This is a genomic window from Mesorhizobium sp. M0058 (genome assembly GCF_040323095.1).
Taxonomy (GTDB): Bacteria; Pseudomonadota; Alphaproteobacteria; order Rhizobiales; family Rhizobiaceae; genus Mesorhizobium.
Genome location: NZ_JAMYUQ010000021.1, coordinates 20,112 through 41,098, shown reverse-complemented (window position 1 = coordinate 41,098; position 20,987 = coordinate 20,112). Strand labels below are relative to the sequence as shown.

At 64.1% G+C, this 20,987-nt stretch carries 16 protein-coding genes; 13 read left to right on the top strand and 3 right to left on the bottom strand.

The window, feature by feature from the left end:
* The 12 genes from tssF to NKJ75_RS28385 all read left to right on the top strand — a co-directional run bounded on the left by tssF (nt 1) and on the right by NKJ75_RS28385 (nt 15,779).
* Nucleotides 1-1,875, top strand: coding sequence for a type VI secretion system baseplate subunit TssF (tssF, locus tag NKJ75_RS28440; RefSeq protein ID WP_023682613.1), 1,875 nt, complete (start codon nt 1-3; stop codon nt 1,873-1,875).
* A complete protein-coding gene (gene tssG, locus NKJ75_RS28435; RefSeq protein WP_023673712.1) occupies nt 1,839-2,882 on the top strand; it encodes a type VI secretion system baseplate subunit TssG in 1,044 nt (347 codons plus the stop codon). The genes tssF and tssG overlap by 37 nt, the downstream gene beginning before the upstream one ends.
* Nucleotides 2,879-4,363, top strand: a complete 1,485-nt coding sequence (gene tagH, locus NKJ75_RS28430; protein WP_023834860.1) for a type VI secretion system-associated FHA domain protein TagH — start codon at nt 2,879-2,881, stop codon at nt 4,361-4,363. The genes tssG and tagH (NKJ75_RS28430) overlap by 4 nt, the downstream gene beginning before the upstream one ends.
* Nucleotides 4,364-4,366: 3 nt before the next feature.
* Nucleotides 4,367-4,819: a type VI secretion system lipoprotein TssJ gene (gene tssJ / locus NKJ75_RS28425; RefSeq protein WP_023673710.1), complete on the top strand. Its 453-nt coding sequence runs from the start codon at nt 4,367-4,369 to the stop codon at nt 4,817-4,819.
* A gap of 160 nt (nt 4,820-4,979) precedes the next feature.
* Entirely contained in the window at nt 4,980-6,314 is a 1,335-nt protein-coding gene (gene tssK / locus NKJ75_RS28420) for a type VI secretion system baseplate subunit TssK (RefSeq protein ID WP_023825972.1), read from the top strand.
* 4 nt (nt 6,315-6,318) lie between these two features.
* Entirely contained in the window at nt 6,319-7,647 is a 1,329-nt protein-coding gene (icmH, locus tag NKJ75_RS28415) for a type IVB secretion system protein IcmH/DotU (protein WP_352500467.1), read from the top strand.
* A 1-nt stretch (nt 7,648) separates the two neighbouring features.
* Nucleotides 7,649-11,188 (top strand): type VI secretion system membrane subunit TssM, encoded by a 3,540-nt coding sequence (gene tssM, locus NKJ75_RS28410; protein ID WP_352500466.1) that lies wholly within the window; start codon nt 7,649-7,651, stop codon nt 11,186-11,188.
* On the top strand, nt 11,170-11,712 hold the full coding sequence (gene tagF, locus NKJ75_RS28405) for a type VI secretion system-associated protein TagF (protein WP_352500465.1): 543 nt from the start codon (nt 11,170-11,172) through the stop codon (nt 11,710-11,712). Before tssM ends, tagF begins: the two co-directional genes overlap by 19 nt.
* Before the next feature lie 16 nt (nt 11,713-11,728).
* Nucleotides 11,729-12,817, top strand: coding sequence for a DUF2169 family type VI secretion system accessory protein (locus NKJ75_RS28400; RefSeq protein ID WP_023695286.1), 1,089 nt, complete (start codon nt 11,729-11,731; stop codon nt 12,815-12,817).
* Nucleotides 12,814-13,821: a hypothetical protein gene (locus tag NKJ75_RS28395; RefSeq protein WP_023709964.1), complete on the top strand. Its 1,008-nt coding sequence runs from the start codon at nt 12,814-12,816 to the stop codon at nt 13,819-13,821. The genes NKJ75_RS28400 and NKJ75_RS28395 overlap by 4 nt, the downstream gene beginning before the upstream one ends.
* 11 nt (nt 13,822-13,832) lie before the next feature.
* A complete protein-coding gene (locus NKJ75_RS28390; protein ID WP_023726335.1) occupies nt 13,833-14,894 on the top strand; it encodes a PAAR-like domain-containing protein in 1,062 nt (353 codons plus the stop codon).
* 9 nt (nt 14,895-14,903) lie between these two features.
* Nucleotides 14,904-15,779, top strand: coding sequence for a hypothetical protein (locus NKJ75_RS28385; protein WP_352500464.1), 876 nt, complete (start codon nt 14,904-14,906; stop codon nt 15,777-15,779).
* A 31-nt stretch (nt 15,780-15,810) separates the two neighbouring features.
* On the opposite strand, the gene NKJ75_RS28380 is transcribed toward NKJ75_RS28385, so the two are convergent.
* Genes NKJ75_RS28380 through NKJ75_RS28370 form a run of 3 tightly spaced genes read right to left on the bottom strand, consistent with a single transcriptional unit; the run spans nt 15,811 to nt 19,645 of the window.
* Entirely contained in the window at nt 15,811-16,878 is a 1,068-nt protein-coding gene (locus NKJ75_RS28380; RefSeq protein WP_352500463.1) for a HEAT repeat domain-containing protein, read from the bottom strand.
* Nucleotides 16,878-17,303 carry a DUF6484 domain-containing protein gene (locus tag NKJ75_RS28375; protein WP_023726332.1) on the bottom strand — a complete coding sequence of 142 codons (426 nt, stop codon included), beginning with the start codon at nt 17,301-17,303 and terminating at the stop codon, nt 16,878-16,880. Before NKJ75_RS28375 ends, NKJ75_RS28380 begins: the two co-directional genes overlap by 1 nt.
* An 8-nt stretch (nt 17,304-17,311) precedes the next feature.
* Entirely contained in the window at nt 17,312-19,645 is a 2,334-nt protein-coding gene (locus NKJ75_RS28370; RefSeq protein WP_352500462.1) for a type VI secretion system Vgr family protein, read from the bottom strand.
* Nucleotides 19,646-19,916: 271 nt separating this feature from the next.
* Between NKJ75_RS28370 and tagH (NKJ75_RS28365) the strand changes: the two genes are divergently transcribed.
* Nucleotides 19,917-20,939 carry a type VI secretion system-associated FHA domain protein TagH gene (gene tagH, locus NKJ75_RS28365; protein WP_023692193.1) on the top strand — a complete coding sequence of 341 codons (1,023 nt, stop codon included), beginning with the start codon at nt 19,917-19,919 and terminating at the stop codon, nt 20,937-20,939.
* Nucleotides 20,940-20,987 lie beyond the last annotated feature (48 nt).

The following is a 20,987-nucleotide window of genomic DNA, read 5'->3' as shown; positions in this document are numbered from 1 at the left end:
ATGGACCGGGTCTTCGTAGAATATTACGAGGAGGAACTGTCCCACATACGCGGGCTGGCGGCGGAGTTCGCCGACATGCATCCGGCGGTTGCCCGCAATTTGTCGCTGGATACGGTGCCGTGTCCCGACCCCTATGTCGAGCGGCTGCTCGACGGCGTCGCCTTCCTCGCCGCGCGCACGCGCCTGAAGGTGGATGCCGAGCGCTCGCGGTTTTCGCGCAGCATCCTCGACGTGCTTTATCCCGATCTCGTCACGCCGGTGCCGGCAACCGCCATGGTGGTGCTGAAGCCCGGCCAGCAGGTGCAGACAATGCTTGCCGGCCACGTCGTCAAGCGCGGCACGCGGCTGGTCTCCAGCCTGCAGGCCGGCCTGTCGACACGCTGCACCTTCACCACCGCGCAGGACATGACGCTGTTTCCGATCGCGATCAGTTCGGTCGGCTATTTCCAGGACCGCAGCGCGCTTGCCGCCGCCGGCATCGGCCCGATCGCCGGCAAGGCCGGCGAAGCGGCACTTCGCATCACGCTGGCGCGGACCGGCAAAGGCAAGCTCGACGAACTGGCGCTCGACCGGCTCGACTTCTATTTCGCCAACCGCACCAAGGCGCCGCTAATCTTCGACGCCATCTTCGGAGTCTGCTCTGGTGTCGGCGCTCGACCGGAAGGCAAGACCAATCCATTGTCGCCGCTACCGCCGCCGGAGATGGTCGGCATTGCCGATGCCGAGGCGCTGATGCCGCGCACGCGGCCGACCTTCGAAGGCTACCGCCTGCTGCGCGAATATTTCATGATGCCCGAGCGCTTCCATTATGGGCGCGTCACCGGCTTGCTGCCGGTCGTGCGCAAATGCCAGGCCGGGCTCGAAATCATCTTCCTGTTCCGGCGTCCGGTGCCCGAACTCGCCGATCTGACGCCGGCGGATTTCGATCTCTTCGCCACCCCGATCATCAATCTCTTCGAGCGCGAGTGCAACATCGTCGAGCTCGACCAGCGCAAGACACGCCAGGTGCTGCATGCCGACCGCACGCGGGCGCGCGACTTTGAAATCTACCGCGTCATCCGCGTCGAAGACGCCGATGCCGAGGGACCCGACGCGGAGATACCGGAACTCTTCAGCCTTGGGCAAAATCGCGGCAGCGGCTGGGTCTATTCGACGGAGCGGCGGCCGCGCCGGCCGACCGAGGACGAGCGGCGCCAGGGCGTGACGCGGACCTCCTATGCCGGCGACGACGTCTTCCTGGCGGTGTCGCGCCCAGTCAACAGTCAGGCCAACCGGCCGCTCAAGCGCGTCGATATCATGGCGCTTTGCACCAATCGCGACCTGGCCATCCTCGACGACACGCCGACCCTGACGCTGGAAGCCGGCGACCCTGTGGAGACGGTCCGGCTGCTCGGCGCATTGCGTTCGCCGCAGCCGGCGATCCCGGCAGCGCTGCCGACCGGCGCCGACGGCGAGTCGCGCGCCGACGACCTGGCCTGGCGGCTGGTGTCACAGCTGGCGCTCAACTTCCTCAGCCTGGCCAAGGAAGGCCGCGGCGTCGATCCGCTGCACGCGCTGCTCGATCTCTATGCCGAGCGCGGCGACCCCGGGCTCGCCCGCAATGTGCGCTCGATCGTGCGCATCGACTCGCGCGCGGTGATCGAAAGGCTGGCGATCGAAGGGCCGATGTGCTTCGGCCGCGGCACGGAAGTGACGCTGCATGTCGACCAGTCGGTGCTGGCGGGACAGAGCACTCTGCTGCTGTCGGGCCTGCTGTCGCGGCTGTTTGCCCGCCATGCCGGCATTAACGGGTTCGTGCGCACGCGCACGCGGTTGCTCCAGAAACAGGAGGATGTGCCATGGCCGATGACGCCCGGCAATCGCTACCTGATCTAGAGCGAGCCGCAACCCTGTCCGAGAGTTTCGACTTTTTCGAACTGCTGCGCCGGCTCGAACGGCAAGGCGGCCTGTTCGGCCATTCCGGCCGGCCGGACCGCGAGCCGGCAAGGCTCGGCCAGAATGTGCGGCTGTCCTTCGCAGTGCAGGACGTGGTGGATTTCCGCGAGCCGACGGACAAGTCGCCGGCACGCGTCACGGTCAACAATCTCGGCCTGCTCGGACCCGAAGGGCCGATGCCACTGCATCTGACGCGCTGGGTGCTCGATCGCCTGTCGCAACGCTGGTATGCCGGCGCCGAGGCGCGGCAGACGAGCGACACGACCTTCGTCGATTTTGTCAATATCCTGCAGCACAGGATGATCGCGCTCTACTATCGGGCCTGGGCGGATGCGCATCCGGCTGTGCAGGTCGAACGCGGTGTCGGCGGCCGCGTCCGTTCCATGCTGGAAGCGATGGCCGGCATCGGGCTGCCGGGCACGCAGGATGCCGAACTCGATACAGTAAAACTTCGCCAGGCCGCCTCGCTCGCTGCCCAAGTCGACGGCCCCGAGCGACTGACGCTGTTCCTGGCCGAAGCCTTCAAAGTGCCGGTGGTGCTGAAGGAGTTCGTCGCGGCCTGGATGACCATCCCCAAGGCGCTGCAGACGCGGCTTGCCGGCAGCTATGCCACGCTCGGCCGCAGCGCCACCATCGGCCCGCGCAGCTTCAGCCGGCAGAGCCGCATCGAGCTGCGCATCGGCGCGCTCAGCTATATCGATTACAAGGCCTTCCTGCCGGGCGGTGAGCGGCTGAAGCTGTTGAAGCAGGCGGTGCGCGACCTGATCGGCGAGACCATCGATGTCGATCTCAGGATCGTGCTTGCGGCAAAGGCAGTGCCGCCGGCGAAGCTCGGCACCGTCCAGCTTGCCCGCACCACCTGGCTGGCGCGACCGGTCGAAAAGGGGGACGCCGACGACATGCGGTTGCGGACCATCGTCGGCTGGCGGGAAGAGGTGGCGGCATGAGCCTGCTTCTGATTCTCGAACAGGGACCACGCGCGCAAGTCACGCGGCAGGCGCGGCTGGACGAGGGCGAGCTGGTAATCGGCCGCAGCGCCGACGCCGACTGGCAGATCAACGATCCCGACATGTTCGTCTCGCGCGCCCACTGCAAGATCACCAGCAAGCAGGGCGGCTATTTCGTCACCGATACCTCCAGCAGCGGGTTGTTCATCGACGATGCCGCCAGCCCGCTCGGCGCGGGAAATACCGCGCGCCTGCAAAGCGGCATGCGACTGCGACTGGGCGACTATGTGGTGTGGGTCGATTTGCAGACGGCGAAGACCGAGGCGCCGGCCTCCAGGCCTTCAGCGCCTGCCAGTAAGCCGGCGGCGTCGCGGGCGCCGGTCAGCCTCGGCGGCGACGATTTCTTTTCGTCCACCACGGAAGAAGAGCCGGGACGGCCACGCCCTGCCAACCTGCCCGATCCATTCGAAAAGCCGGTGCCCGGCGCATTCGCGCGTGCGCGGTCCGATGAACGCAGCTCGCAGGCGTTCGACGATCCGTTCAGCCTCGACCCTGTGGCAACGCCGGTGGCCGAGCCCACTGACAGAAACGGCGCCAAGCCATCGTTCGACGATCCCTTCGGCCTCGACTCCGCGCCGCGGTCGAGAGAGCCGAGCAGATCCAATCCTGAGAAGCTGCCGGCCTACGATGACGGGTTTGGTTTCGGCCCTGCCGGGTCCACCAGCCTCGACGCCGGCGTGACGGATGGCGGTGCAACCGATGCGCCCTCGCCTGCCCCCTCTGCAGCGCCCTGGGATCTGCCAGTCCGCGCGGTCGAGCCATCGCCACCGCAGCCACCGCCTCCCCCGTCTCCACCGCCACCACGCGCTCCTGTCCGCCAATCCGCGGCGCGGCCGTCAGCCGGACCGTCGGACGCGGAATTGCGCGCCGCTTTCCTGCGCGGCATGGGCATGGACGAGGCCGATTTTCCCGGCGGCGATCCGGTGGCCGACATGGAAAAATTCGGCCGCGAGTACCGGCTGATGATGGAAGGGCTGATGCAGCTTTTGCGCAAGCGCGCCGAAGAGAAGGGCAACGCTCGCGTCGCTCAAACGGTGGTTGGCGCATCCGAAGTCAACCCGCTCAAATTCCTGCCCTCGGTCGACGATGCGCTGGTAACCATCCTGGCCGAGCGCAGCCCCGGTTTCCTCGGCGCCGAGGCGGCGATCAAGGACGCGGTGCGCGATCTGGCGCAGCATCACGTTCGCGCCTGGCGCGGCGTGCAAGGCGCGCTCAAGCGCATGATCGACCGCTTCGATCCGGCGGCGATCGAGCAGGAACTGAAGTCGAGTTCGGCGATCGGCAATCTGCTGACCGGCGGGCGCGGAGCCAAGCTCTGGGAGTTGTACCAGAAACGCCACCGTGAAATCGCTCGCAGCGCCGAGACGCGTTTTCTGGGCGAGATCGGCGCTGATTTTCGTGATGCATATGAGGAGGACTGAGACATGATCGACAGACGCGAATTTATCCTTGCCATCGGGGCGACGGGACTGCTGACGGCTTGCCAGAGCGGCCCGCCGAAACCATCCGTCATCACAGTGAATCTTGCCGGCGGCGCCGGCATGAACCCGGGACCGGGCGGCGGCGACAGGCCGGTGACGGTGATGATCTTGCGCCTGAAGAGCACCGGCGCCTTCAACTCGGCCGACTATTTCGCCCTGCAGGGCGGTGCCGGCGCGGCACTTGGCGGCGATCTCATCGGCTCCGACACGGTTTCCGTCGGACCCGGCAAGACCGCATCGAAGACCATCACGGTCGAGCCGGAAGTGGCAGCACTTGGCTTCGTCGCGCTGATCAGGGAACCCGGCGGGCGCAACTGGCGTACGACCAAATCGGTTTCGCCGGGATCGAAGTTCACCGTCAATGTGAAGCTCGGCAGCGGCGGCATTTCCGCCTAAAGCGCGTCGCGTTTGAACGCGATCCAGGCGACGCGCTTTAGGTCTTTGTTTTTATGCATGTCGTTCTCTCAAAACCGTGACCACTTTTGAGCGACATGCATTGGGCGGCGAAATCCGCAAAGCCGCGCGAGGCGATGAGCAGGAAGCAGAGAGTGTCGGCATGAGCGATGCAAACAGGGTGCTGTGGTCGGAGGGACTGTTCCTCCGCACCCAGCATTTCCAGCAACAGGACCGCTTCTTCGAAGCGACGGTGCGCGGCGCCTTGCAGGCCGGGCATCTGCATACGTTCGGCTTTCGAACGCTGATGCTCGATCAGGCACAGCTCGATGCCGGCCAGATCTCGGTGCTTTCGGCGCGCGGCATCTTTCCCGACGGGACGCCGTTCGCGATCCCTGAGACGATGGATGCGCCGCGGCCGCTGGCGGTGACGCCGGAGATGGGCGCGGGGCCAGTGCTGATCGCACTGCCGCTCGAACCGCCCGGCGGCGTCGGCTTCGACCCGGCTCACGCCGAGCCGTCCGGCGCACGCTATCGCGGCCGGATCGTCTCGGTGCGCGACGCCGTGCATGGCGGCTCCGATCCTGAGGAAATCGAGATCGCACGGCCGCAGGCGCTGTTGCTGGCGCCGGGCACGGCCGTCGGCGGCTACACCGCGCTGCCGGTGGCCGAACTCAAGGGCGTGCGCGCCGATGGCGGCGTTGCCCTGGACGACACCTTCCTGCCGCCGACCTTGGTCATCGGCGCGGCGTCCTGGTACAGCCGCCTGCTGCAGGAAGTGGTCACCGGCCTTGACCAGATCGCCGAGGCGCATGGCAAGATGGTGCTGGGCGGCCCCGGGCGCAGCGTCGAGGATCTTCTGATCCTCAATTTGGTCAACGCCGCGCGGCCGCGGCTGGCGCACATGCTGGCGCAGGATGTCTTCCATCCGGCTGAGGTCTACATGGAACTTGCCGGCCTTGCCGGCTCGATGGCGACCTACGGTTCGAGCGCAAGGCGGCTCGGCGAACTGCCTGTCTACGACCACATGGCGCCCGGACCCGCCTATTCGGCGCTGGCCGATGCGCTGCGCTCGCTGATCCTCAGCCTGCGCTACATCGAGCCGAAATCGCGCGCCCTGCCGGTCATGCGCCATGCAACCAATGTGTGGAAGATCCGCATCGACAACCCGAAACTTCTGGTGGCGAGCCGCATCGTGGTGCGGATCGGCTCCGAACTGTCGGAGGATGCCTTGCGCAAGATTTTCGTCAACCAGGCGACGGTCGGCTCGGCCAGCGAATTCGAAGGGCTGTGGAAATCACGCCTGCCCGGCATTCCGCTGAAGCCCCTTCATTCGCAGCCGCGCGAAATTCCCTATGACGGCGACCGGCTGTGTCTCGAACTGGACCAGAAAAGCGAGCACTGGGCCTCGCTGCTCGAAGCGCCGGGTTTCGTGATCGGCGTTTCGGGCGTGCTGCCCAGCGAACCGCAGGTCGACTGCTACTCGGTCAACAGGTGAGATGATGAGCAGGGACGATCCATTCGGACTGTCCGAGGATCGGGAGCGGACGCGCATTCGGCTGAGCGGAGCGCCAACGCCGCGCGCCATGCCGCTGCCGGCGTCGGGCGGCGTCACCGCGAAGCGCTCCGGGCGGGCGCATCCGAACGTGCTCGTCAATGCCTTCTCGCCGCTGCTGGAATTTGCACCCGAACTGGAAAACGCGCAGCCGCCGGAGAACCCGGAAGCCCTGCGCACCAGACTGCTGGAGGAACTCGTGCGCTGCCGCGACGCCACCATGGCGCAGGGCTCCTCGCTTGAGCGAGCCGACCAGGCCGCGTGGCTGGTGGCTGCGTTGCTCGACGATCTGGCGCTGAACACGCCATGGGGCGGGGCCAGCGCCTGGCCGCGCCAGCCGCTGGTGGTGATGCTGCGCGGCGACGTCGACGCCGGCGCGCAATTCTTCGCCCGTCTTGAAGAGCTGGAGCGCCACCCCAACCGCGACCGCGAAATGCTGGAGCTGCAATATCACTGCATGGCGCTCGGCTTCCGCGGCAAATATCGCGTGCCGGGCCGCTCGGGCGACCGTTCGCTCAATGCCGTGCGTGTGGCGGCCGCGCGTTTCCTGCGCGACAGCGACGGCGAAGGCGCACCGCTGTCGCCCAACTGGAAAGGCGTGATCGCGTCCGATGAACCACAACGTTTCATCGTGCCGATCTGGGTGATGGTTGCGGCAGCGGCGGTGATCGCGACGGCCATCCATATCGGCCTGTCGATGAGCCTGAGCAGCCAGGCGGTCGAGCTTTCGGCGCTGGTGCGCGCACTGCCGCCGCCGACGCGTACGGATGTAACCCGCGCTTCGCCGAAGGTCGACGCGCCGCCGCCGGTGGCGGTGGATTTCGCGCTGCTGCCGGAATTCCAGGCCGCGGCGCCGGACGAGCTCAAGAGAGCGCTGAGCGGCACGGAGAGCGTGTCGCTGGCGCGGCTGGTCATCCAGGCCTCCAATCCCGAACTCTTCCAGTCGTCGCGCGCGCAGCTGACAGACGGCTTCGATCCGCTCATCGCCTCGGTCGCCAAGGTGATCCTCGAGAACCAGGAGCTGATCGGCGATATCACCGTGGTCGGCCACACCGACGGCGTTCCGTTGCAGAAGACCAACCCACTGTCCACCAACCAGCGGCTGTCGGAAGCCCGCGCCGCGGAAATTGCCGATATCCTGATTCAGAACGGCGTGCCGAAGGAGCGCGTGCGCTCCGAAGGCCGGGCCGCCACCGATCCGGTCGCCGACGACGGCACACGCGAAGGCCGGGCCTTGAACCGCCGCGTCGAAGTGCTGGTCGAAAAGAGGCTGTGACATGTTCATCCTGCGCTTCCTCTGGGCGGTCCTGACTTCGCGTTTCCTGTGGACGCTGATCGGCCTGGCGCTGCTGTCGCTGATCATCTGGGTATTCGGCCCGATCGTACGGGTCGGCGACTATGTGCCGATGGCGTCGGAGACGGTGCGCATCGTCATCATCGCTCTTTTGGTGATCCTCTGGCTGATCTGGCTGATCGTCGCGCAGCGCCGGGCAATCCGCGCCAACCGCATGTTCGTCGCCGAGATTTCCGCCCCGGTCGAGGAAAAGCGGCTCAGCCCGGGCGAGGAAAACGTCGCCGCGGTCGGCGCCAAGTTCCAGGACGTCATGGTCGAGCTGAAGCGCCGCAAGCTCGGCGGCCGCAAATTCCTGCGCGAGATGCCGTGGTATGTGATCGTCGGCCCCCCGGCGACCGGCAAGACGACGGCCTTGCGCCAATCCGGCCTCAACTTTCCGATCGACCTGACCGACGATCTGCAGGGCATCGGCGGTACCCGCAACTGCGACTGGTTCTTCTCCGAAAACGCAGTGATGATCGACACCGCCGGGCGCTATGTCCAGCAGGAAAGCCAGCCCGATGTCGACGCCGTGGAATGGCTGGGTTTCCTCGATCTGTTGAAGAAGCATCGTGGCCGTCGTGCGCTCAACGGCGTCATCGTTGCGCTTGGGATCGACGCGCTGTCCGAGGGCGACGAAGCCGTCAAGGCGCATGGCCGCAAGATCCGCAGGCGCCTGGCCGAGCTCGAGGAGCGGCTGGAGATCCGCCTGCCGGTCTATCTCATGCTGACCAAGGCCGATCTGATCAGAGGCTTCGAGGCTTTCTTCGGCGGCCTGTCGACGGCGGCGCGCGAACAGGTATGGGGGACGACCTTCCCGCTCGATGCACGCGTCGACGCCAAGACGATCGCGGGCGAAATCACGACGCTGTCGAGGGAGCTGGAAAAGCGACTGGTGCCGCGGCTGGAAGACGAAGACAAGCTGGCCGAACGGGCCGAGATCTTCCGCTTTCCCGCACAGCTGCAAAGCCTGTCCGAGCCGATCCAGGTGCTGGTCGAGGCGATGTTCGGCGAGAGCCGCTACGAGGAGGCGGCCTGGCTGCGCGGCCTCTATCTGACCTCGGCCACCCAGGAAGGCGCGCCGATCGACCGGCTGACCGCGGCGCTCGCCTCCTCCTTCTGCCTGCCGGCACGACGCACGATGCCGGCGCAGCGCTTCGAGAAGCGCAGCTTCTTCCTCAAGAACCTTTTGACCGAGGTGATCTTCAAGGAGGCCGGGCTCGGCACCTTCGATCCGCTGGCGCAGCGCCGCCGCAGCTGGATCTGGCGCGGTGCCGCCGCTGCCAGCGCGGCTGCGGCCATACTCGCCGGCGGCCTGTTCACCTGGTCCTACTACGACAATCGCAACGCCATCGCCGCGCAAGCCGGCCAGTTCGAAGCGCTGCAGGCGCCGCTGACGTCGACCGCGGCGACGCCCGCCTCGGTGCTGCAGCCGGCGATGGACGTTGCCCTGACCGCCATGGACGAAGTCGTCAATGCCAGGACTGCGCCTCCGAACAAGGCACAGGACCTGCTCGGACCATCGGCTTCGGCCGAGATGATGCGGGCGCAGACCGACACCTATGACCACGCTCTGCGCAACGTGCTGGAGCCGCGGATGGTGGCGCTGCTCGAAGCGACCATGTGGCGGCAGATCCGCGATCCGGACTTCATGCTGGGCGCACTCAAGACCTACCGCATGATGACCGGCCTGTCTCAGATGGATTCGGATTTCGTCGAGAATTGGTGGGTGAACGACCTGCCCGAATTCGCGCCGGCCGCGCCCTTCCCGACCGCCGATGCGGAAGAACACCAGTTGGCCGCGATCCGGCGCATGGCGGTCGACGACAGCTACATCGCGCCCGACCAGGCGCTGGTCGCCGAAGCGCTGAAAACGGTCTGCACGATCTCGCTGCCGGCGCGGGCCTACAAGCAATTGCTGGCCGATCCGGCGGTGGCCGGATTGAAGGAATGGATCCCCGCCAATTTCGCCGGGCCGAACGGCGCCAAGGTGTTTTCGCGACGCTCCGACAAGACGCTGCGCGTCGGCATATCAGGCGCCTTCACCTATGACGGCTTCCACGATGCGATCCTCGACCGGGTCGAGGATGTCGCCGCCCAGGCGGCACTCGACCGCGCCGTGTTTGCCGGCGGCTGCTCGGAAAATTCCGAGACGTCGGTGTCGGCGCTGTCGGAAGATATCCTGAAGCTCTACTATGACGACTATATCGCGCAGTGGGACAGTTTTTTGCGCGACATGCGGCTGGCGCCGCTCAGCGACCTCAACATTGCCAGCGAGAATCTGAAAGACCTTTCCAGTGCCGATTCCGCGTTGAAGCGGCTGTTGACGGCGGTGGTCCAGGAGGTCGACCTCACCCGCTCGGACGACGCGCCGGTCGGTGACGACAAGGCGGCGGCGAAGGGCGGCTCGAAACTGCTGGGCAAACTCGGCAAGCTTGGCAAGATCGTCAAGACCGGCGCCAAGCTGCTGCCGCGCGCAGGATCGGCCAGCGAAGTCGACCTGACCGGCACGTTGGTGGCCGAGCACTTCAAGCCGCTCAAGAGCACGATTGCGGAGGTCGACGGCCAGCCGCCGGCGCTCGATGCCGCGGTCGTTGCGCTGACGGCGCTGTCCAATGTGCTGCAGACGGTGACCGCCAATCCCGACCCGCAGGACGCGATCAAGAAACAGGGCGGGCTGGCCGAACTGACCGGCGCCGTCGCCCGCCAGGCACAGATCCTGCCCGACCCCGTGAACACCTGGCTGAGCGGCATTGCCGGCGACACCAGCGGGTTGACGCAGAAGGCCGTCGCTTCCGAGCTCAACGCCATCTGGCGCGCCGACATCCTGCCCTTCTGCCAGGCCGCGCTCAACGACCGCTATCCGTTCAGCCCCGACAGCGCGGTCGACGTCAATGTGCGCGACTTCGCCCGCCTGTTCGGACCGGCAGGCATGATCGACGGCTTCATCAACGACCATCTGATCAGCTATGTCGACACCTCGGCGCAGCCTTGGAAATGGCGTGCCGATTTCGGCCTCGACCCATCCGCACTTGCCGCCTTCGAGCAGGCGCGGCGCATCCGCGACGATCTCTTTCCCGGCGGTCAGGGCCCGGTGATGGCCTTCACGCTCGAGCCGACCGACCTGTCGCCCAACGTGACCCGCGTCACGCTCAACCTCGACGGCCAGAACCTGGTCTATTTCAACAATGCGACGCGACCGCAACCGATGACCTGGCCCGGCAAGGACGGCACCGGCGTCATCTCGCTCGCCTTCCAGCCGATCGACGGCTCGCCCGAAATCATGCTCAACGAGACGGGTAGCTGGGCGTGGCTGAGGATGCTGCGCGGCGGCCGCTTTACCGGGACGTCGCTGTCCGATGTCTACAGCCTGCGGCTGGGGACGAAAGGCATGTACGCCGATTTCAAGCTCAAGGCGGCAAGTGTCGAGAACCCCTACAACCTCCAGATGTTCAAGAAATTCTCATGTCCGCCGCAGATATGATCCTGCCCGGCTTCTACGGCAAAATGCCCGCCACCGGCGACTTCGTCAGCCGGCGGCTGACGGGCGAGTTCGTGCGTCTGTGGGACCGCTGGCTGGCGCAGCATCTGGTGCCGCTGTTTGGCCAGGATATCTGGCCGCCCGCCATGGCGCTGCGGTTTGTGGCAGGCCCGAATGCCTTCGGCGCGTCGGCCGGCATCATCCTGCAGAGCGCCGACAAGGTCGGCCGGCAGTTCCCGCTGAGCGTCGTTGCGCAGCTGCCTGAAGCATCTGCCATGCTGACGCATGCCGAAGCCTGGTTTGCGGGAATCGAAGAAGCGGCGATCAGCGCCCAGCAGGGCGCGCTGACGCCCGATGAACTGGATATTGCACTGGCGGCCCTGCCAATGCCGCCGATCGAGCCGGGCGAAGAGCTGATCGCCGACATGGTGATGTGGACCAAGCACTCCGACATTTTCGACATCGATCCGCAGTCACCGCAAGCGACGCTGGAGCAGATGCTCGCCGCCAGTTGGGAGACCAGCTGATGGGGGAGCAACTCTGATGTTCGTCAGCCAGAACACCACTCCGTTTCTCGCCGAGACTTTTCCATATCAGGACAAGCATTGCGTGAAGCATTGCGTGGCCGTGATCAGGGCGACGTACGACGTCGATGAACAAGGCAACTGCACTCCCAGCAAGGAACAGTCACCTTTCGTCTACGCCGATACCCACTACGGCGATCCGGAAGTCACCTCCATCCGCGTCGAGACCGACTTTGCCCCTGTCAAACCGAAATGCGAGGTTCTGCTCGATGCCATGGCGGTCGCGCCGAAGGGGCGGCAGGTGGAAGCAATCGAAGTGCGCCTGGTTGGGCCGGGACTGGACAAGCGCGCGGTGGTCACTGGCCAAAGGCGCTGGTTCAGAGGTGGCTTAGGTATCCAGCCCTCGCGCCCGACCCCCTTTGTTTCAATGCCGTTGGCGTGGCATCTCGCATTTGGCGGCACTGACCGATCCGATCCTGATCCTGCTAAGCATCGTGGCGACGCCGTCAACCCGATCGGCAGCGGCTACCTTGTCGGCCAGGGTAATATTGACGGCACGCCGCTGCCTTGTGTCGAGCACCCGCAATCGCGCATGGCGATCTGGAACGACAGGCCCAGGCCGATCGGCTTTGGTCCTGTACCACGCTTCGCCAAGGAGCGGGCGAGATATGCCGGCACCTATGACAAGCATTGGATGGACAACGTGCTGCCCTTCCTGCCGCAGGATTTCGACGACCGCTACTTCCAGGCGGCGCCCCAGGACCAATGGCTCGACAGATTGGACGAGGGCATGGTCTTCGGCTGCATCGGCATGAACGAAAGAGGTCGGTTCGGGGTAAAACTGCCGAGACTGTCCGTGCCGGTGCGCTTCGTGTTCGACGACCATTTGGAACGAAAAACGATGGTGCCTGATACGCTCATCATCGTTCCGCACGAGAGCAGAATCGTGCTGGTGGGCCGGGTAAGCACGAAGCTGCCGCGCAAGTTCGTGAGACTTGAGGAGGTTCAAGTCGGCAACGACCTCATCCCCCGCGACGGCGAGAAGCCGCACTATGCGGGGCTGAAAGTCGCAGTTGCCGCCCTGAAGGAAATAAGGCGGCTAAAATGACGGTCATTTCCTGCCTCAGCCTCGTGTCGCCGGTCGGCTATTCGGCGGGGAGTACGGCGGCCGCGATGCGGGCAAATATAGCGGCGTTCGCCGAACTCTCCTATCGCGACGCCGACGGCGAGCCAATACGTGGCGCGTCAGTGGATGCCCTGCCGGCGACGATGCGCGGCCGCGATCGCGTTGCCGCCCTGACGCGTCTGGCCGCCGATCAGGTTGACCCAAAACAGGCGGACCGGCTGCCCTGGGGCGAGATGCCGATCATCTTGTGTACGCGTGAACCGCAGTTTCCGGGCGCGCGCCTCAACGGCATTGTGGGCGGGCTGGCGCTGCCCAATGGGGCATCTCTTGTCGGACCGCATTCCGTGCATGTGACGGAAGGGGCAGTGTCCACCTTCGTCGGCATCTGGCACGCGCGCAAACTGCTCGCCGAACGCAAAGTTCCCGCCTGTATCATCGTGGCCGTGGATACGCTCATCGATTCGCGCACCCTCGGCTGGCTCGACAAGGCGGGCCGTCTAAAAACGAGCATCGTCACGGATGGCCTCATTCCTGGCGAGGCGGCGAGCATCTCCGTCGTCAGCGCTCGTCCGCTGCTCGAATCACATGTGACGGTGCATGGCCTCGGCTTGGCGCGCGAGACCGCGACAGTGCTCAACGAGGAGCCGTTTCGCGCAGATGGCCTGGCCTCTGCGCTGCGGACGGCCCTGGCGGAAGCCAGGGTAGAGATTCACGATGTTGCCTTCCGCCTGTCCGACGTCGCCGGCGAATCCTATGCTTTCGAGGAGTTGGTGGTGGCGCAAATGCGGGTGATGCGCACAGTCAGGCCGCAACAACTGGTCTGGCTGGCGGCGGGCTGCATCGGCGACTGCGGAGCGGCTGCCGGTTCCATCCAGTTCGCATGGGCCGAGCAAGCCTTCCGGCGCGGCTATGCACCGGGGCCTTCCGCGGTGCTCTACGGCAGTTCGACGTTTGGTAACCGCGCAGCGGCGATCGTTACAGCATAGGGTCGAGAGAGATGACCAAGAACGTCTTCGCGGAAAAATGGGAGATTGCCGGAAATAACGGCATGAACAAGTCGATCGCGCGGTTTCCGGATGTCTGCCTTTCGCCGCCATCCCCACCGGCCGGGCCCATCCCAATTCCCTACCCGGACACGTCGTTCTCCAACAATCTGAAGGAAGGCTCCGAGACCGTGCTGATCGGCGGCAAGCCCGCCGCGCTGGCGCAGAAATCCTACTACAAGGAGCCGATGCTCGGAAACGAGGCCGCAACCCGCACGTTCGGATCTTCGGTCGTGACCCACCAGATCACCGGCAAAACATACTTTCAGGCCTGGTGCATGTCGGTGAAGTTCGAAGGCAAGAACGTCTGCCGGCATTTTGACATCACGACAAGCAACCACACGTCCTACGTTGGCGCGACCCCGCCGGCGCCGGCGCTCGAGTCGCTGAATGCAAAGGATGCCAAGGCGGCCGTGAAGGCCGGGAAGTGCCCGTGCTGCGGTGGCCCGCTGCACGAATGGCAGAAGGATGCTTCCGGCAAGCCATATCCCGTGGTTAAGGAAAAGACGTTCTGGACGAACAAGATCAAGCAAATGAAGACTGGGACCGCCGACCAGATCGCCAAAAAGGGTGAGTTCGAGGTCAAGCTAAAAAAGATGCTCAAGCTGAAGGCGAAGCATCGGCGCTTGCGAAAGGCTGGCAAGCCGGCGTGCCCAAACGTCCACAACAATGACAATCAGGGCTGCGCCATGTATTTCGACATTCCAAAGGGCGCGAGAACCTCTGGCGGAGTCAATACTCCGGCGCAAGAAGCCAAGTTGGCCTTCGACTCTGGAGTGAAGGCCGGTTGTATTCTGGCCTGGGAAACGGCAAGTGGTTCAGCCATCAGAAGAGGGCCAAACGCTAACCCCGCCAAGAAGCCCTACCATTCCTTGAACCATACAACGCCTCACATGGCCGGTGGGTGCAATGAGCCGTCAAATGTAGTCCCCCAAGACATTATGGATTCGGGAGAATGCCAGGAAATCGAAGATTTGCAGAGCGACCTTGAGAAGGTCAATGACTCAATCCCGTAAGGTCTTTCTATGGCAAGATACACATCAATTCCCGATACCAAACTCAAACAGCTCTCTCTGGGATTCTATGTTCCTGGTGTAGACTTGAGCTCTTATGATCCAGCGCGTCTTCTTCAAAGCGACGAGATATGGGAACAGATCGCTGGTCTTTTTCTGGCCTGCGAAGTGGGCGACTTGTCCGCGCTGCACCGCATTCCCTCAATCATAAAGGAAAGCGATGCCTATCTCGTCTGGCAGGCGGGCACCAATCTAGCTGGACTGGCTGGCAACCTCAGTTCTGTAAAGGACGTCTTCAAGCCGTTCGAAAAAGACGGCTCTGGTACGGAATATTTCATGACAATTGCGTTGGGCCAGACGCTGGACCCTGACGCGATCGAGATGTTGCTGACGCTGCACAATGATGCATCGGACGAAGAGACCCGCTATCAGATTGAGAGGGAGTTGTCGTATCTGCTCGAGGACACCAACGGACCGATAATCAGGGGCGCAGACGAGTCCATCGAGTCCGAGGATGAAGAGACTGTTCACATCATCAATCGGCAGGACTACTTTCCCAAGGTGACGGCGGCGTTGTCGCTGGTGCGAGCGCAGCTTCCGGTCCCCAATACCCCCATCCTCGGCGGCAAGGTTTTCGATGTGGTCAAGCTTGCAAGGCGGCTGCTTGAACGGGTGGGCAGCGCATCGCCGGAGATAGGCCGCATCCACCGTCATCGTCTCATTTTCGAGGCCGCCACCGGCGTGAACTGTGCCGCCTTCTTTGACAGCCCGGTCAAACTCAATTCGCTTCAGGCGACGGCAATACTGGAGACGTTCCTCGATAGCGACGACGTCAAAAGATTTGTCCCGGGGCAGAGGTATTTCTTTGGCCATCCCGTCGGCGCCTGATCCGACCGGAAATGAGAGCTGTAACATCGTTTCAGTCGCGCAGGACACCGGCCGTCTTGCCCCATTCAGCAACCTTATCGGCGAGCGGCACCCGTACAATGCTGTCGCTGAAGTAGTCGATGAAGTCCGGGCCAACCTCTTCCATGTAGGCGGAAGACAGTTCATCCCAGGGAGCTTCTGGAAACAATTCCGCAAATGATGCGCCCGCTGCGATCGATACCGGCGGCTCGCGCATCCTCTCAACAAGCCAGGCAAGCCGGCCGCGATCGCCCAACATGCCGATGCTGCGAACCGCGATTGAGGCGGTCTGGGGCGACTGCATTAATCCGCCGAGCCATGCCCGAACTTCCGTTTCAGGCCCGCTCTTGATCGCGGCACGGAGCGCTATCAGCCTGTCCTTCCCCGGCGCTTCAACCGCTGCCCTCAATGCGTTTTGCGCCAACCGGGCATGACCCAGTTCAACCAGCGACCATGCCGACCAGAATCGCGCATCTTCGTCGGAATCGTTGAGCGCAGCGTTCGCCTCGCCGGCAAGATCGGTTCGTTTGAGAACGCCCACCAGCCGTAAGCCCGCCGCACGAACGCGGGGATCGGGATCGCGGGCTAGCCGCGGCAGCAGGTTCTTTGGATCGACCGAATGCACCAGACATGCCGAAACGCCGAGAAAGCGTTTGAAGGCGTCGGCATCGGTGATCCAGTCCCTCACATGCGGTCCGATTCGGTCGGCCGCGTGCCACCGCAGCGCGCCGATGAACCCGTCCGGGCTCGGTGTCAGCTCGCGGGCATGCCCCACCGCTTCTGAAAGCCTGACTGGATCGTTGAACTCGATCGCGGTCCAGGCAAAGGCAAACAGTTCCCCACTGTAAGGATAGTCTTGCAGTTGCTGGAGCAGGCTCGGCCACGCGGCCTGGCCTGCGATGCGCAGTCCGTCCATGTTGGCTTCGATACGGTCGTCGATATCCTTAGCCGCCACCGCCGCGGGTGGCTCTTGCGCAAGAAGGCTCTCACGCTGCACCCAAAGAAAGGCTACCAGTTCCGCGTGCTGCCTAACCACAAGGCTAGCGATGCGTGGGCGATGGAAACTTTCGACGGGCGACATCAGTTCAGATTGATCGAGCCGCCACGGATATGATTCGGCCCGCTGGAGTGGCTGACCAAGTATGTACCGCGGATGACGATCTGGCCATCACTATCCATCACGATGGATGCCTTGCCGCAACGCAGTTCGAGCCGGTCATTGGCGCGGATGCGCACACGCTTGCCGTCGCGGATAACCTCGACGCCGGGCCTGCGCGCCGGCTCGACGATGCGACCGACGATCAGCGGCTTGCGCGGATCGCCCTCCTGGAAAAGCAGCGCCACCTCCTTGCCGACCATATCGGAAGACAATTCGCTGAGGCTGCGCGCAGGCTGCGCCGTTTCCTCGGGATTGCCGGCAAAGACCACGAGGGGTACGCCTTGTTCGCCGAACCCCATGAAAACTCCGATCACAACGCCATCGATCGTGCTCTTGACCCTGCCCATCACGTCCCTCAATTCTCGTTGATCTTCGAGCCTTTGATGATGACATCGCTCGACGCCTTGACGTTGATTTTCCCTGAACCCTTCACCGTGATATCCTTGCCCTCGATGATGATCGTACCGTCCTTCTTCATCACTATCTTGGAGCTGCCGCACTTGAGGGTAATGTCGTCAGCTGCTTCCACTGACAGGCTCTTACCGACCTTGATGCCGGTATTCTCCTTCACGTCGGTAAGGCTGCCCTTCGCTACCTTCAGGATGTAACCGCCGCCGACGTCGGTGCTGTCGTTCGACTTGATGTTGGCGGCGCGCGAGGCGCCTACGTCCGTCGTCTGGGATGTAGCGATCGCAACCGACTGTCCGGCACCGATGCTGATGCTCTGTCCCGCGCCTATGGTCCATGTATCGCTCGTGCCTATGCTGTGCGTCTGGCTGATGCCCACGGTCATTGAGCGTGTCGCGCCGATGGTATTGGTCTGCACCGCACCCACGGTTCGGGTCTCGGAGGCCCCAACGGTATCGACCCGCGCCGCACCGACCGTGATGGTCTGCACGATCGCCACGGTCTGGGTGTGGTTGGCGCCGATCGTCTCGGTGGAGTTCGAACCGATGCCGATCGTCTCGTCGATGCCCACCGTCAGCGAGCGGTTCTTGCCGACCGTCTCGGTGTCGTTCGACCCGATATTCGTCGTCTGGTCGACGCCGACCTTGACCGTCTTGTTGTTGCCGACGTCCTCGTCGAGGTTGTGGCCGACGGAGTGCTTGGCGTCGTGGTCGATGCGGTCGGACTGGTCGTGCTGGACCAGCTTCTGGCGATCATTCTTGATCAGAAGGTGGTGGTCCTTCTGCGCCTGGAAGTTGACCAGCTCCGAGCCGGCCTTGTCCTCGAACATCAGCTCGTTGTAGCCGCCACCGCCCTTCGACGAGTTGGACTTCCAGCCCGACTGCGTGGCGTTGCCGGGCAGTCCGTAGGGCGGCATCTGCGAGGCGTTGTAGACCCTGCCGGTGATGATCGGCAGGTCGGGATTGCCTTCGATGAAATCGACGATGACTTCCTGCCCGATGCGCGGGATCTGGATGAAGCCCCAGCCGCTGCCGGCCCAGGTCTGCGACACCCGCACGAAGCAGGAGCTCTTCTGGTCCTTCTTGCCGAGGCGGTCCCAGTGGAACTGCACCTTCACCCTGGCATATTTGTCGGTGAAGATCTCCTCGCCGGACGGACCGACCACGGTCGCCGTCTGCGGGCCGCGCATGATCGGCCTTGGCGTGATGCGCGGCGGCCGATAAGCAACTGAGGTCGGCGCCACACCGAGCACCACCTTGAAATTCTCGCCATCGGTGTCGACGCCGGCGCGATAGCCCGGATCGAACAGCCGGTACTCGGCGCTGATCACCAGATACTCCTTGTTCTGGTCGTCGCGCGGAAAGCCGTCGAGCTTGAAGGTGCAGCCGGAGAACAGGCCGCGCACCGTGCCGACGGCGGCAATGCGCAGGTGTGGCGCCTGGATTTCTTCGCGCCTGATCGCCGCCAGGCTGTCGCCGCGCCCGACTTCCAGATGCGCGCCGGGGTGGCGATAGTTCTCGCCCGCGGCCTGCTTGTGGCCGAAGGGCTGCGCCGACTTCGCCATCAAATCGGCGGCGGGTTTTTCGAAGTCATAATCGGTGTGGGCATAGGCGCCGGGGCGCACCGCGCTGCCTGGAATCCAGTCGGTGATGTATTCGACGTCGCGGCGCGAGCCCTGCCCTTCGAACTGATATAGCACCGTCTCATAGCCCGGCGCCGGCTTGAGCTTGCTCATGGCGTCGGCCAGGATCAGTGTGTGCTCACCCTCGGCATGCTCGAAGAAGTACATTATGCCTTCATGCTCGAGCAACCGCTGCACGAAATCGAGGTCGCTCTCGTCGTACTGCACGCAATATTCGCGCGGCGGATAGGAGCCTTGCAAGCGCTTCTCGAACTTGGCGATGCCGCCATATTTGGAGAAAATCTCCTCCACGATCTCGACGGCGGTCTTGTCCTGGAAAATGCGGCAGTCGGTGGTATTGCCGAGGAACCACAGCCACGGCCTGACGACCGCCTCATAGTGAGCCAGCCGATCTTCGATGCGGGTAAGGCGAAACTCGGCGATGAGGCCGCTGAACCAGCGCTTGGGGTCGGCCTCGCCTTCGATCGAAACGGCGCCGCCCAGCATCTTCAGCGGGTCGATATCGGCATTGGTCGAAACAAATCCAACGGTGTAGGCAAGGCAGCGGCTGATCTCGTCGCGGCCGACGAGATGCGTGAAAGTCAACAGTTCGGCGCCGACCGGCGTCTGCACAAGCGCGGCGCGTTGTTCACTCGGCATGGGTCGTGCCCCTCCTGAGCGCTAGTGTGGCAGGTTCGAAGCCCTTCTTGTGTTAACGACCTCACGTTCAGGGATATTTCGCAACTTGCCACCCAAGCCATGTTGAGCCTACCACATGTTCTATGGCAGACCAAAGAGGACAAGCGGCAGGCCGTTGCTGTTTGCGCCGCTTTCGCCAGTGTGAAACGCCGCTCTCCCGCTGTGCCCGCAAGCTGCTAGACTGTGGCACATCGGATCAATGGAAACGGCAGCGGTCGACGGTCCATAGCGCATGTTCATCAGTCTGCAGATCAGCAATGTCGATGTCCTGCCTGCCGGGCTGCCGCCCGGCTACGCATCGCGCGACCGCGGCTTCGAGATCGGGCGGGAGAACTGCGCCTGGACCTTGCCCGATCCGGACAAGTTCATCTCCGGCCGACATTGCGAAATCCGCTACGAAGGCGGCGCCTTTTTTCTCCACGACGTCTCGCGCAACGGCACATTCGTCAACGGGTCGAGCCAGCGCCTGACCGGCCCGCATCGGTTGGCGCAAGGTGACCGGCTCCGGATCGGCCGCTATATCGTCTCGGTGTCGATCGATGACGGGAACCCAGCCTTCGGTGGCCATGGTTCGACGCAACGGCAGATGCCCGTTGCCGGATCCTTTCCAGACCATGTCGCATCGCCACGGTCACCGACCGCGCCACCCGCTTCGGTCTCCAGCCGGCCGCAGCAAGCCGACGAGATCCTGCGCGCGATTGCCGCCGGCGCCGGCATTCCGCCAGAGGTGCTTTTGCTGCGCCAACCGCAGGAGGTAGCCGGCGAGATCGGCGCGGTGCTGCGCATCGTCGTCGACGAGCTGGTGTTGCTGTTGAAGGCGCGCGCCGCTGCAAAAGTCCTGGCCAAGACCAGCGACCGGACCATGATCAATTCCGCCGACAACAATCCGCTGAAGTTCGTGCCCGGGACAGACGAAATCCTCGACATCATGTTCGCGCGGCGCAGGGCCGGCTATCTCGATGCCAGGCACAGCATCGAAGACGCTTTCCACGACCTCAAAACACATGAATTCGCCACCTTCGCCGCCATGCAGGCAGCGCTGTCGCGGTTGCTTGACGATCTGTCGCCCGAGGCGATTGCGAAAAAACTGCCGCCATCCTCCTTTGCCTCGAAGAAGACGCGCGCCTGGGACGCGCTGGTCGCGACCTGGCGGGCCAAGGAGGAAGCGCACGAGAACGGCATGCTGGACATATTCCTCACCTATTTCAGTGAAGCCTATGCCAAGGCCGCCAAACAGAAGACCGGCAAGGGCTAAGCCCGCGCACCGCTGAAGACACCGTGAAGGCGACCCGAGCACGGGCCG

Excerpts from the sequence above, each read along its gene's own strand:
- tssF (WP_023682613.1), top strand. The coding sequence starts at position 1 with ATGGACCGGGTCTTCGTAGAATATTACGAGGAGGAACTGTCCCACATA.
- tssG (WP_023673712.1), top strand. The coding sequence starts at position 1,839 with ATGGCCGATGACGCCCGGCAATCGCTACCTGATCTAGAGCGAGCCGCA.
- tagH (WP_023834860.1), top strand. The coding sequence starts at position 2,879 with ATGAGCCTGCTTCTGATTCTCGAACAGGGACCACGCGCGCAAGTCACG.
- tssJ (WP_023673710.1), top strand. The coding sequence starts at position 4,367 with ATGATCGACAGACGCGAATTTATCCTTGCCATCGGGGCGACGGGACTG.
- tssK (WP_023825972.1), top strand. The coding sequence starts at position 4,980 with ATGAGCGATGCAAACAGGGTGCTGTGGTCGGAGGGACTGTTCCTCCGC.
- icmH (WP_352500467.1), top strand. The coding sequence starts at position 6,319 with ATGAGCAGGGACGATCCATTCGGACTGTCCGAGGATCGGGAGCGGACG.
- tssM (WP_352500466.1), top strand. The coding sequence starts at position 7,649 with ATGTTCATCCTGCGCTTCCTCTGGGCGGTCCTGACTTCGCGTTTCCTG.
- tagF (WP_352500465.1), top strand. The coding sequence starts at position 11,170 with ATGTCCGCCGCAGATATGATCCTGCCCGGCTTCTACGGCAAAATGCCC.
- NKJ75_RS28400 (WP_023695286.1), top strand. The coding sequence starts at position 11,729 with ATGTTCGTCAGCCAGAACACCACTCCGTTTCTCGCCGAGACTTTTCCA.
- NKJ75_RS28395 (WP_023709964.1), top strand. The coding sequence starts at position 12,814 with ATGACGGTCATTTCCTGCCTCAGCCTCGTGTCGCCGGTCGGCTATTCG.
- NKJ75_RS28390 (WP_023726335.1), top strand. The coding sequence starts at position 13,833 with ATGACCAAGAACGTCTTCGCGGAAAAATGGGAGATTGCCGGAAATAAC.
- NKJ75_RS28385 (WP_352500464.1), top strand. The coding sequence starts at position 14,904 with ATGGCAAGATACACATCAATTCCCGATACCAAACTCAAACAGCTCTCT.
- NKJ75_RS28380 (WP_352500463.1), bottom strand. The coding sequence starts at position 16,878 with ATGTCGCCCGTCGAAAGTTTCCATCGCCCACGCATCGCTAGCCTTGTG.
- NKJ75_RS28375 (WP_023726332.1), bottom strand. The coding sequence starts at position 17,303 with ATGGGCAGGGTCAAGAGCACGATCGATGGCGTTGTGATCGGAGTTTTC.
- NKJ75_RS28370 (WP_352500462.1), bottom strand. The coding sequence starts at position 19,645 with ATGCCGAGTGAACAACGCGCCGCGCTTGTGCAGACGCCGGTCGGCGCC.
- tagH (WP_023692193.1), top strand. The coding sequence starts at position 19,917 with ATGTTCATCAGTCTGCAGATCAGCAATGTCGATGTCCTGCCTGCCGGG.